The organism is Shinella sp. (assembly GCF_052438155.1).
Taxonomy (GTDB): Bacteria; Pseudomonadota; Alphaproteobacteria; order Rhizobiales; family Rhizobiaceae; genus Shinella.
In genome coordinates this window covers 242,649-255,530 of sequence record NZ_JBQVPI010000006.1, presented here as the reverse complement: position 1 = coordinate 255,530, position 12,882 = coordinate 242,649, and the positions used below count along the sequence as shown (strand labels likewise).

Annotated in this window: 7 protein-coding genes; 3 read left to right on the top strand and 4 right to left on the bottom strand. The window is 63.6% G+C overall.

Features of this window, described 5'->3' with window-relative positions:
• Nucleotides 1-5: 5 nt before the first annotated feature.
• Entirely contained in the window at nucleotides 6-1,001 is a 996-nt protein-coding gene (locus tag ACT6VE_RS14040; protein WP_444799196.1) for a KpsF/GutQ family sugar-phosphate isomerase, read from the bottom strand.
• A gap of 165 nt (nucleotides 1,002-1,166) precedes the next feature.
• Here ACT6VE_RS14040 and ACT6VE_RS14035 point away from each other — a divergent pair, with 165 nt between their 5' ends.
• Nucleotides 1,167-2,633 carry an outer membrane beta-barrel protein gene (locus ACT6VE_RS14035; protein ID WP_444799195.1) on the top strand — a complete coding sequence of 489 codons (1,467 nt, stop codon included), beginning with the start codon at nucleotides 1,167-1,169 and terminating at the stop codon, nucleotides 2,631-2,633.
• A gap of 3 nt (nucleotides 2,634-2,636) precedes the next feature.
• Here ACT6VE_RS14035 and galU read toward each other — a convergent pair whose 3' ends face one another.
• Entirely contained in the window at nucleotides 2,637-3,524 is an 888-nt protein-coding gene (gene galU / locus ACT6VE_RS14030) for a UTP--glucose-1-phosphate uridylyltransferase GalU (RefSeq protein WP_444799194.1), read from the bottom strand.
• 201 nt (nucleotides 3,525-3,725) lie between these two features.
• Between galU and ACT6VE_RS14025 the strand changes: the two genes are divergently transcribed.
• Both ACT6VE_RS14025 and ACT6VE_RS14020 read left to right on the top strand, forming a co-directional pair.
• A complete protein-coding gene (locus ACT6VE_RS14025; protein WP_444799193.1) occupies nucleotides 3,726-4,946 on the top strand; it encodes a lytic murein transglycosylase in 1,221 nt (406 codons plus the stop codon).
• Nucleotides 4,947-5,080: 134 nt separating this feature from the next.
• A complete protein-coding gene (locus tag ACT6VE_RS14020) occupies nucleotides 5,081-6,229 on the top strand; it encodes an SGNH/GDSL hydrolase family protein (protein WP_444799192.1) in 1,149 nt (382 codons plus the stop codon).
• Between the two features lie 63 nt (nucleotides 6,230-6,292).
• Here the strand turns inward: ACT6VE_RS14020 and ACT6VE_RS14015 are convergent, their stop codons facing one another.
• Both ACT6VE_RS14015 and gltB read right to left on the bottom strand, forming a co-directional pair.
• Entirely contained in the window at nucleotides 6,293-7,750 is a 1,458-nt protein-coding gene (locus ACT6VE_RS14015) for a glutamate synthase subunit beta (protein ID WP_444799191.1), read from the bottom strand.
• A gap of 144 nt (nucleotides 7,751-7,894) precedes the next feature.
• Nucleotides 7,895-12,619, bottom strand: a complete 4,725-nt coding sequence (gene gltB, locus ACT6VE_RS14010; RefSeq protein WP_444799190.1) for a glutamate synthase large subunit — start codon at nucleotides 12,617-12,619, stop codon at nucleotides 7,895-7,897.
• Between the last annotated feature and the right edge of the window lie 263 nt (nucleotides 12,620-12,882).

Genomic DNA, 12,882 nt, shown 5'->3' with positions numbered 1-12,882 from the left:
AAGGATCAGGCGACGCCGATCCGGAGCAGGTCGTGGAAGTGCACGATGCCGACGGGGCGGAAGGTCTCGTCGGTGACGATCAGCGCGGAAATATTGTGCTGGTTCAACAAGCCAAGGGCGGCGGTCGCGAGCGTCGTCGGCTTCACCGTCTTCGGGCTGCGTGTCATGATATCATCGACATCGAGTTCAGCGAGGTTGCGTGAAAGGTTACGCGCAATGTCGCCGTCCGTCACGATGCCGACGAGGGTGCCGTCGTCATCGATGACCCCGACGCAGCCATAGCGCTTCTGCGCAAGCAGCATGACGGCATCCGGCATCGAGGTGCCGAGCGGCACGAGCGGCATGTTCTCGCCGCTGTGCATGATATCACCGACATGGGAAAGGCTCGCCCCCAGCTTGCCGCCGGGGTGGAAGGTCTTGAAATCCGTTGCCGTGAAGCCGCGCGCTTCGAGAAGGGCCACGGCGATCGCATCGCCAAGTGCCAGTTGCATCAGCGTCGATGTGGTGGGGGCCAGCCCATGCGGGCAGGCTTCCTGTGCCTTCGGCAGCAACAGCAGCGTATCGGACTCGCGCGCCAGCGCCGAACGCTCCCCCGATGTCATGGCGATCAGCGGGATCGAGAAGCGGCGCGAATAGGAAACGATGCCCTGAAGCTCGGCGGTCTCGCCGCTCCACGAGATGGCGAGGATGACGTCGTCGCGCGCGATCATGCCGAGATCGCCATGATTGGCCTCGACGGGATGCACGAAGAAGGACGGCGTGCCGGTCGAGGCGAAGGTCGCCGCGATCTTCGCCCCGATATGGCCGGACTTGCCGATGCCGGTGATGACGACGCGGCCGCTGATGTCGCCGATCAGGCGCACGGCCTCGCAGAAGGCATCGTAGAGGCCGGTTTCAAGCGCCGCCGAGAGGGCAACAAGGCCGGCTTTTTCCGTTTCAACGGTCCGCAAAGCGGAGGCGATGGCGCCGTCGCCGTCGATTTTTGCCTGTCTTTTGATCATGGGCCTCGTTAGCGCTTTTGCGAAGAGCTGTCCATGCACGAATGAAGGCAGAGCGTTACCGCGAGTGAATCCTCAATAGCAACCAAGCGTTAACCACGACGGTTTACGTTCGCTTAGGAAATTCTCGAGGATTCGCAGGCCCAAATCATGGCAGAGGCAAATGGAATGGATCGCGGAGCTGGACAGCTTCGTTTGTCGCGGCGGCTGGCCGGGCTTTTGCTCGCCGGCACCGTGCTCGCATCCGTTCCGGCTTTGTCGCAGGAACAGACGCCGGCTGACCCCACCGCCTTGACCGATCCGTTTGCCGTACCGGCCGCCGACGGCGGTGCCGAGACGCCGGATACCACCACCACGACGAACGGCGTCCCGGCCCTGACCGACGACCAGCAGGACGCGCTTGCCAATGCGGCCGACGACGGCGCCGTTGGCCGCACCGGCAGCGAGACAGAACGGCTGAACGCGCCGGAAGGCAGCGTAGGCGGTGCGCGCAGCGCGTTCGGTGATCCCTATGAACCGACCGGCATCCGGCTCGGCAGCTTCGTGCTGCGGCCGTCGGTTTCCCAGGGCATCGGCTACGAAAAGACGAAGGTCGGCCCGTCTTCCACCAGCCGGACCTTCTCCACGACAGGGTTCCGGGGATCGCTGACCTCCGACTGGTCGCGCCATCAGTGGACCATCGACGGCGAGGGCGTCTATCAGCGCAATATCAGCGGTGTGGGCGAAACCGAGCCGGAATTGCGCATCAACAGCGACCTCAGGCTCGACCTCAGCGGCAATACGATAGCCAACCTGACGGCCGGCTACAGTTTCGAACGCGAGAGCAACAGCGATCCCAACGCGACCGCTGGTGCCAGCGCCCAGTCCGGCGTGCACGGATTTACCGGCGGCGCGCGCGTAACGCGGGACTTCGGATTGATTCGCGGCACGATCGGCGCCGATCTGCAGCGTGAAACCTTCAGTTCCGCCACCCTTGCCAACGGGGACAAGCTCATCATGTCGGACCGTAACTACACGGAAGGCACCTTGACCGGGCGCATCGGCTTCGAACTGTCGCCGGCCCTGATCCCCTATCTCGAAGCCTCCGTCGGCAAATCGATCTATGACGACGAGCACGATCAGGAAGGCTATGCCCGTTCCTCTTCCACACTCGGCGGCCGTGCCGGTGTGGAAATCGATCTCGGGGAAAAGTTGCGCGGCGATCTCGGCGTCGGCTTCACGCGCGCGACGTTCGAAGACAGCCGTCTGGCGGCGATCGAGGCCGTGACGATCGACGGCTCGGTCTTCTGGTCACCACGGCGCGGCACGGACCTTCGCCTCGGCCTGCGCTCGGAAATCGAACCCTCCACCACCGCCCGCGAGAGCGGTTATGTGACCTACGAAACCAATGCGGAACTGACGCACGAACTGCGCGACAACCTCGTCGCGCGCCTCAGCGGCATCTACACCTGGCGGGATTTCCGGTCGTCCACCAGCAACGATCAATATGTCTACCAGATCGGCACGGGCCTGACCTGGAACCTCAACCGCTGGCTGGCGATGACCGGCGACGTCTCCTACGAACTGACCAGGCAGTCCGGCACATCCGACACCGGCATCACGCGTGCCGGCATCGGTCTCGTGCTGCGCCGCTAAGCCCTATTTCAGGTTCGCGACGAGTTCTCTCAACGGACCCTCGACGGTCGGCCGGATATCTGCGCGGGCAAGCGCGAAGGCGATGTTTGCAAGGATGAAACCGTCCTTCGCGCCACAGTCGTAGGTCTCGCCGCGGAAATGATAGGCGGCGAACTTCTGGTCAGTGGCAAGCTTCACCATGGCATCCGTCAGCTGGATCTCGTTGCCGGCGCCGCGCTCCTGATTGGCGAGGATCGGGAAGATTTCCGGCTGCAGGATGTAGCGGCCGTTGATGAAGAAGTTGGAGGGTGCCGTGCCCGGCGCCGGCTTCTCGACCATCTTGGTGATGGCAAAACCATCGCCGACCTTCTCGCCGACGCCGACGATGCCGTATTTGTGGGCTTGGTCCGGCGCGCATTCCTCGACGGCGATGACATTCGCACCGCTATGCTCGAAAAGCTCGACCATGCCCTTCATGCAGCCCTTCTCGGCCTTCATGATCATGTCGGGCAGAAGCAGCGCGAACGGCTCGTTGCCGACCAGCTCGCGCGCGCACCACACGGCGTGGCCGAGGCCAAGCGGTTCCTGCTGGCGGGTAAAGCTCGTCGAGCCCGCGACCGGCAGGATGCTTTCGAGCAGCGTCAGCTCAGCCGTCTTGTTGCGCTGGCGCAGCGTCTGTTCAAGCTCGACCTGGATGTCGAAATAGTCCTCGATGACGGCCTTGGAGCGGCCAGTCACGAAGATCAGGTGCTCGATGCCGGCGTCCAGCGCCTCATCGACCACGTACTGGATCACTGGCTTGTCCACGACGGTCAGCATCTCCTTCGGCACGGCTTTCGTTGCCGGAAGGAAGCGCGTGCCGAGGCCCGCCACTGGAAAGACTGCTTTGCGAACCCTACGTGTCTGGGACATTATTCACCTCTTTGAGCCCGTTGCCTTCATGGCCGGGGCGCATCTGTGCCGGAATAGAAGCCAATTGCTATTTTTTTGCAAAGGAAGACGGGACAAAAGTTTGATGGTAAAGAATTTGTTGACTTCGTTTTTATAAGTTTTGCGTTCAGCCGGTGGTTTCAAGCCATCGTACCGAAATTTAAGAAACGGACATGATAGCCGATGACCCAGAATCTGAAGACCGTTCTGCGCCGATCTGCGCTCACCCTCCTTCTCTCGGCCGGGCTTTTCGCCCAGGCCGGCGTCGCCCGCGCGGATGCCCGCTTCCAGAAGTGGGTCGCCGATTTCTACGCGACGGCAGCCGAGGCCGGCATCACCAAGTCGACCTACCAGAAGGCGTTTTCCGGCGTCAAGACGCCCGATCCCGACGTGCTGGAGAAGGCGGCCTTCCAGCCTGAATTCAAGCACAAGATCTGGGACTATCTCGACTCGCGCGTCAACCCCTACACGGTACGCATCGGCCAGGAGATGGCGGCAAAACACGGCCGCACGCTGGCAGCGCTCGAGCGCCATTTCGGCGTCGACCGCAACATCCTGCTCGCCATCTGGTCGATGGAATCGAACTACGGCGCGGTATTGGAGAAAAGCGAACGGCTGCATTATGTGCCGCGCGCATTGGCAACGCTCGCCTATGCCGACAAGAAGCGCGCGAAATTTGCCCGCACGCAGCTGATCGCCGCCCTCAAGATCATCCAGCGCGGCGACATCGATGCCGCCGACATGACCGGCTCCTGGGCCGGCGCTATGGGCCACACCCAGTTCATTCCGACGAGCTACCTGATCTATGCCGTCGATGCCGATGGCAACGGCCACCGCGACATCTGGAATTCTGTGCCGGATGCGCTGGCGACCGCCGCGAACCTGCTTGCCAAGAACGGCTGGCAGGCGGGCAAGACCTGGGGCTACGAGACCATCGTGCCGACGGGCGGCAGCAAATATTCCGGCCAGACCAAGACGCTCGCCCAATGGGCGAAGCTCGGCTTCACACGCCCCAACGGCAGCGGCTTCAAGAACGGCGCCGACCGCGCGGAACTGAAACTGCCGGCGAATGGCGGCCCGGGCTTCCTGATGACCAAGAACTTCTTCGTCATCAAGCGCTACAATGCGTCGGACTCCTATGCCATGGGCGTCGGCATGCTGGCAGACCAGCTCGCCGGCTACAGCGGCGTCAAGCAGCGCTGGCCGCGCCCGGACGGCACGCTCGATATCACCGAAAAATTCGAGCTTCAGACGCGCCTCAAGGAGCTTGGCTACTATGAGGGCGAGGTCGATGGCAACTTCGGCTCCGGCTCCAAGGCCGCGATCCAGGCCTTCCAGAACCGCGTGGGCCTTGCTGCGGACGGCGAGCCGAGCCAGCAGCTCCTGAAGGCATTGCGCCGCTAATATCGGCCTGCGATGAGAACAGGGGCGCTCTGCGCCCCTTTTTGCTGCCGGCAGCTTCCGTTCCCCGCGTGCTTTTGCCATCATGCCGCCACCGAAATCCTTCAGGATCGCGGTGGAGGCCGGAGTCCATGAGCATGAAGACGATAGTGCGGTTTGTACGACTGGGCTTTGCCCTCGCCGTCTCGGCGAGCGTCGTCGTGACGGCCATGCCGGCCAGCGCCCAGGAGCGCACCGAACGCAAGACGATCCTCCAGCTGCTTTTCGGCACGCCGAAGCGCAAGGAGATCATCCGCGAACCGGAAGTCAGGAAACCGCGCACCACCGTCAACCGCAAGAAAAAAAAGCCGACGGCCGTCGTCGCCAAGCCGGCGCCAGTGGTGATCGAAAAACTGCCGGAGGCCAAGGTCGTGCTGGTCGTCGGCGACTTCATCGCCGGCAGCCTCGGCGAAGGGCTAGCAACCGCCTTCGAGACAACACCCGGCATCGTGATCGAGCGCCGCACGAACGGCTCCTCCGGTATCGTGCGTGACGATTATTACGACTGGCCCGCTTCGCTTCCTGGCCTGATCGCCGAAACCAAGCCCGCCCTCGTCGTCATCAGCATGGGGGCCAACGACCGCCAGCAGATGCCGGTTGCAGGGGAAAAGGAAAAGTTCCGCTCCGAGGCGTGGACGAAGGAATACGAGGCGCGTGTCGCCCGGCTTGCGACGCTGGCGCGCGATAGCGGCAAGCCGATGCTCTGGGTCGGCATGCCCGCCTTCCAATCCTCGGCCCTCACCGCGGACATGACCACGCTCAACACGATCTACCGCGCAAGCGTCGAGAAGACCGGCGGCGAATTCGTCGATATCTGGGACGGTTTCGTCGACGAGAACGGCAAGTTCGTGATTTCGGGCTCCGATATCAACGGCCAGCAGGTGCGCTTGCGCGGCTCGGACGGCATCAATTTCACCAAGGCCGGCAAACGCAAGCTCGCCTTCTACGTCGAAAAGGAAATCCGCCGCCTGCTCGGGGATGCCGCCGCAGATGGCCCGGGGCTGCAGGGCGACCTCAAGGATCTCGTGGTCGCCACCCCCCCGGTCGAGGATGCGGAGATTACCAAGACGCAACCGATCAGCCTTGCCGACCCGGCGCTCGACGGCGGCACCGCCCTGCTCGGCGGCACGACAGCCAAGGGAAATGGCAAGAGCCTGCGCGAAAAGCTGGTCGAGAAGGGCGAGGTCGCCGATGCGCCGCTCGGCCGCGTCGATGATTTCCGGCTGGACAAGACCGCGACACCCTGACCGGGCCATCCAAAACAAAAGGGCGCGTCGGTTTCCCAACGCGCCCTTTTCTGTTTCTGAGGCTCAGCGCGGCAGCGTGGTCGCGCCCATCAGTGCTTCGTCGATGGCGCGTGCGGCCTGACGGCCTTCGCGGATCGCCCAGACGACGAGCGACTGGCCACGGCGCACGTCGCCGGCAGTCCACAGCTTGTCGACCGAGGTCTTGTAGTCGCGATCGTCGGCAATGACGTTCGACGAGCCGCGCTTGTCGGTGTTGATCGCAAGCTTGTCGCCGAGATCCTTCAGCACGCTATCCGTGAAGGGACCGCGGAAGCCGATGGCGATGAAGGCGAGGTCAGCCTTGATGATGAACTCCGTGCCGGCGATCGGCTTGCGGCGATCGTCCACCTGGCAGCACTTCACGCCGGTCAGGACGCCGTCCTCGTCGCCGACGAATTCGAGCGTGCCGACCTGGAACTCGCGCATGGCGCCTTCGGCCTGCGAGGAGGAGGTGCGCATCTTCGTCGCCCAGAACGGCCAGACGGCGAGCTTGTCTTCCTTTTCCGGCGGCTGCGGGCGGATGTCGAGCTGGGTGACCTTCACGGCACCCTGGCGGAACGCCGTGCCGACACAGTCGGACGCGGTATCGCCACCGCCGACGACGACGATATGCTTGCCGCCGGCGAGGATCGGGTCGGACGGCCAGCCGACGCTGTCGATGTTCTCGCGGCCGACGCGGCGGTTCTGCTGCACGAGATAGGGCATGGCATCATGCACGCCCGCAAAATCGACGCCGGGAATGCCGGCATCGCGCGGCGTCTCGGAACCGCCGCAGTAGAGAACTGCATCATGCTCCGAGAGCATCTCGTCCATCGTCTTGTCGACGCCGACATTGACGCCGTAGTGGAACGTCACGCCCTCGCCGCGCATCTGGTCGACGCGACGGTCGATAAAATTCTTCTCCATCTTGAAGTCCGGAATGCCGTAGCGCAGCAGGCCGCCGGCCTTGGATTCGCGCTCGTAGAGATGGACTTCGTGGCCGGCGCGGGCGAGCTGCTGGGCAGCCGCCATGCCGGAAGGACCGGAACCTATGACGGCGACCTTCTTGCCGGTCTTCACCGTCGCCGGCTGCGGCACGATATAGCCCATCTCATAGGCCTTGTCGGCGATCGCCTGCTCGACGGTCTTGATGGAGACCGGCGCGTCCTCGAGGTTCAGCGTGCAGGCCTCCTCGCAGGGAGCGGGGCAGACGCGGCCGGTGAACTCCGGAAAATTGTTGGTCGAATGCAGGTTGCGGATCGCCTCTTCCCAGTTGCCGTTGTAGACGAGGTCGTTCCAGTCCGGGATCTGGTTGTGCACCGGACACCCGGTCGGACCGTGGCAATAGGGAATGCCGCAGTCCATGCAACGCGCGGCCTGCTTCTGGACCTCCGGGTCCGACATGGGGATGGTGAATTCGCGGAAATGGCGGATGCGGTCGGAGGCCGGCTGATACTTCGCCACCTGTCGGTCGATTTCCATGAAACCAGTTACCTTGCCCACTTCAAAAATCCTCACTCAAGACGGTGCCTTCAAGGCCCCGGACCGGTGCGCAGCTCCGCTGTCGCGCCGGTTAAGATGAATTCGATCCTGATTTCGCTGTCCTTACGGCGCGCAATCAGTCGGTGAAGGTCGAAAACCGCTGCCTTACTCGGCAGCGACCCCCATCCTCATGCGCTCCATCTCTTCGAGCGCGCGTCGGTACTCGACCGGCATCACCTTGCGGAATTTCGGACGATACTCGACCCAGTTGTCGAGGATCTCCTTGGCCCGCGGCGAGCCCGTATAGTGCAGGTGGTTCGAGATCAGCTGATAAAGCCGTTCCTCGTCATGGCGCGTCATGTCGTCAGACACGTCGACCATGCCCTTGTGCATGAGGTCGCCACCGTGGTGGTGCAGCTTCTCCAGCATGTCGTCTTCTTCCGGCACCGGCTCGAGTTCAACCATCGCCATGTTGCAGCGACGGGCAAAATCACCGGCCTCGTCGAGCACATAGGCAACGCCGCCCGACATGCCGGCCGCGAAGTTTCGACCCGTCTCGCCCATAACGACGACGACACCGCCCGTCATGTATTCGCAGCCGTGGTCACCCACGCCCTCGACGACGGCGACCGCTCCGGAGTTGCGCACGGCAAAACGCTCGCCGGCCACGCCGTTGAAGTAGCATTCGCCGGCAATCGCCCCGTAGAGCACCGTGTTGCCGACGATGATCGACTCGTGCGGCACCGCCCTGTTGTCCGCCGGAGGACGCACGATGATGCGGCCGCCCGAAAGGCCCTTGCCGACATAGTCGTTGCCAGCGCCGATGAGGTCAAAGGTGATGCCACGGGCCAGGAACGCGGCGAAGGACTGGCCGGCCGTGCCGTGCAGCTTCACCGAGATCGTATCGTCCTTCAGGCCCTTGAAGCCGTAGCGCTTGGCGACGGCCCCGGAGAGCATCGCGCCAGCCGAACGGTCGACGTTCTTGATGTCGACCTCGAAGGCGACAGGCGTCTTCGATTCCAGCGCGGGTTTGGCCTGCTCGATGAGCTTGCGGTCGAGCACGTCATGGATCGGGTGGTTCTGCCGCTCGGTCCAGTAGGTCGCCTCCTTCGGCGCATCGACCTTGTGGAAGATGCGGCTGAAATCGAGCCCGTTGGCCTTCCAGTGCGAAATCATCGTCTCCTTCTCGAGCAGTTCCGAGGCGCCGATGATCTCGTTCAGCGAACGAACGCCGAGCGAAGCCAGGATTTCGCGCACCTCTTCGGCAACGAAGAAGAAGTAGTTGATGACATGCTCAGGCGCGCCCTTGAAGCGCTTGCGCAGAACCGGGTCCTGCGTCGCAACCCCCACCGGACAGGTGTTGAGGTGGCACTTGCGCATCATGATGCAGCCGGCCGCAATCAGCGGCGCGGTTGCAAAGCCGAACTCGTCGGCGCCCAGCAGCGCACCGATGACGACGTCGCGGCCGGTCTTCAGGCCACCATCGACCTGGAGCGCGATGCGCGAACGCAGCTTGTTCAGCACGAGCGTCTGGTGCGTCTCGGCAAGGCCGATTTCCCAGGGCGAACCGGCATGCTTCAGCGAGGTGAGCGGCGAGGCACCCGTGCCGCCGTCGAAGCCGGCGATGGTGATATGGTCCGCACGCGCCTTGGCAACGCCGGCGGCAACCGTGCCGACACCAACTTCCGAGACGAGCTTGACGGAAATATCCGCTTCCGGGTTGACGTTCTTCAGGTCGTAGATGAGCTGCGCCAGGTCCTCGATCGAGTAGATGTCATGGTGCGGCGGCGGCGAGATGAGGCCGACGCCCGGCGTGGAGTGACGGGTTTTTGCCACCGTCGCATCCACCTTGTGGCCGGGCAGCTGGCCGCCCTCGCCGGGCTTGGCGCCCTGCGCGACCTTGATCTGCAGCATGTCCGCGTTGACCAGGTACTCGGTCGTCACACCGAAGCGGCCGGATGCGACCTGCTTGATCGCCGAGCGCTCGGGGTTTGCAGAACCGTCCGGCCGCGGCAGGTAGCGGTCGGCTTCCTCGCCGCCCTCGCCGGTGTTCGACTTGCCGCCGATGCGGTTCATCGCAACGGCAAGCGTCGTATGCGCCTCGCGGGAAATCGAGCCGAAGGACATGGCACCCGTCGAGAAGCGCTTGACGATGTCCGTCGCCGGCTCGACCTCGTCGATGGAGATCGGCTTGCGGCCGGCAGCCTCGGCGCCCTTGATGGCGAAGAGGCCACGGATCGTGTTCATGCGCAGCGACGAGGTGTTCACCAGTTCGGCGAATTCCTTGTAGCGGTCGGCCGCATTGCCACGCACCGCATGTTGCAGCGAGGCGACGACGTCCGGCGTCCAGGCATGGTCTTCACCGCGCATGCGGTAGGCATATTCGCCGCCGATATCGAGCGTGTTGGCGAGCAGCGGATCGCGGCCGAAGGCGGCCTTGTGGCGGTTGAAGGTCTCCGTTGCGATCTGTTCGAGGCCGATGCCCTCGATGGTCGTCGCCGTGCCGAAGAAATACTTGTCGACCAGCTCGGACGAAAGACCGATCGCGTCAAAAATCTGCGCACCGCAATAGGACTGGTAGGTCGAGATGCCCATCTTGGACATGACCTTCAGGATGCCCTTCCCGATCGCCTTGATGTAGCGGTAGACGATCTCTTCCCCGTCGACTTCCTTCGGGAACTCGCCGCGCTTGTGCATGTCGGTGAGCGTGTCGAAGGCGAGATACGGGTTGATCGCTTCCGCGCCATAGCCGGCAAGCAGGCAGAAGTGATGTATCTCGCGCGGTTCTCCGGTTTCGACGACGAGGCCGACCGAGGTGCGCAGACCCTTGCGGATCAGGTGGTGGTGCACGGCGGCGGTCGCCAGCAGCGCCGGGATCGCCACGCGGTCCGGCCCGATCTGGCGGTCGGAGAGCACGATGATGTTGTAGCCGCCGTTGACCGCATGCTCGGCGCGCTCGCACAGCCGGGTGAGCATTTCCGGCATGCTTTCGGCACCGCGCGAGACGTCATAGGTGAAGTCCAGCGTCTTGGTGTCGAACAGGTCCTCGACATGGCCGATCGAGCGGATCTTTTCCAGATCGCCATTGGTGAGGATCGGCTGGCGCACTTCCATGCGCTTGGCCTTCGCCGCGCCACCATGGTCGAGCAGGTTCGGACGCGGGCCGATGAAGGAGACGAGGCTCATGACCAGTTCTTCGCGGATCGGGTCGATGGGCGGGTTCGTCACCTGCGCAAAGTTCTGCTTGAAATAGGTGTAGAGCAGCTTGGTCTTGTCGGACATCGCCGAAATCGGCGTATCCGTACCCATGGAGCCGATCGCTTCCTGCCCCGTCGTCGCCATCGGCGACATCAGCAGCCTGGTGTCTTCCTGGGTATAACCAAAGGCCTGCTGGCGATCGCGCAGCGACACGTCGCGGCGCAGCGCGCGCGGTTCGACCGGGCCGAGTTCTTCCAGGATGATCTGGGTGTTGCGCAGCCAGTCGCTGTAAGGGTGCTTGGCGGCGAGCGCGGACTTCACCTCGTCGTCGGAGATGACGCGGCCCTCTTCCATGTCGATGAGCAGCATCTTGCCCGGCTGGAGGCGCCACTTCTTGATGATGCTCTCTTCCTTGACCGGCAGCGTGCCGGCTTCGGAGGCGAGGATGACGCGGTCGTCATCGGTCACGAGATAGCGGGCCGGGCGCAGGCCGTTGCGGTCGAGCATCGCGCCGACCTGCCGGCCATCCGTGAAGGCGACGGCGGCCGGGCCGTCCCACGGCTCCATCAGGGCAGCATGGTACTCGTAGAACGCCTTGCGCTCGGGGCTCATCAGCTGGTTGCCGGACCAGGCTTCCGGGATCAGCATCATCGCCGCATGGGCCATGGAATAGCCGCCGCGCACGAGGAACTCGAGCGCGTTATCAAAACAGGCGGTGTCCGACTGGCCCTCATAGGAGATCGGCCAGAGCTTGGTGATGTCGTCGCCGAAGAGCGGCGAGGACACGGAGGCTTGGCGGGCCGCCATCCAGTTGACGTTGCCGCGCAGCGTGTTGATTTCGCCGTTGTGGGCGACCATGCGGTAGGGGTGCGCCAGCTTCCAAGACGGGAAGGTGTTGGTGGAAAAGCGCTGGTGCACGAGGGCGACGGCCGATTCGAAGCGCGGGTCGGCCAGGTCCTTGTAGTAGGCACCCACCTGGTAGGCGAGGAACATGCCCTTGTAGACGATCGTCGTCGAGGACAGCGAGACCGGGTAGAAGTTGCTCTCCTCGCCCTCGTATTCGTCATAGATGCGGTTGGAGATCACCTTGCGCAGGGTGAAGAGACGACGCTCGAACTCGGCATTGGTCGCGGCTTCGCGGCCGGCACCGACGAACACCTGGACATGGCGCGGCTCGGTGGCGGCGATTTCCGGCGCCTTGGAAAGCGAGGCATTGTCGACCGGCACGTCGCGATAGCCGATGAGGACCTGGCCCTCCTCGGCAATGACGTCACCGATGACCTTCTTGAAGTAATCAACGAGCTTTTCGTCCTGCGGCATGAAGATGTGGCCGACGGCATATTCGCCGGCCTTCGGCAGGGTGATGCCCTGTACCGCCATCTCCTCGCGGAAGAAGCGGTCCGGGATCTGCACGAGGATGCCGGCACCGTCGCCCATCAGCGGATCGGCGCCGACAGCGCCGCGATGCGTCAGGTTTTCGAGCATGAAGAGCCCGTCCTTGACGATCTGGTGCGACTTCTGGCCCTTCAGGTGCGCGACGAAGCCGACGCCACAGCCATCGTGCTCATTGCGCGGATCATAAAGACCCTGTCGTTTCGGCATGCCTGTCGTGGAGGGACGCGTTTTGGCGTCCGTCGCAGTAATCTGCGTCCGGTTCTGCCCAAACCCGTTTGATGGCGTCATGTCCGTCATCGTCGTCCCTCCTTCTAGGCCCGGCATCGTGCGGGCAACCGTTTTCGCCCACGTGGCAGCCGTTTGCCTTGTCGCAAGTACGGCCACGCGAGCGTCTCTTGTATGGACCTGATCCGACCGTAAAAAGACGACGGTCGACCAGATATGCCATCGGGACCGTCAAGGCGGCGGGCTTTTCAGGAGAGAACCTCTCCATCACCCGGCGCCGTGTGCGGCACTCTCTCGCGGTCGCGGGAGGCGCCTCTTCGGTCTCTTGACCGAAA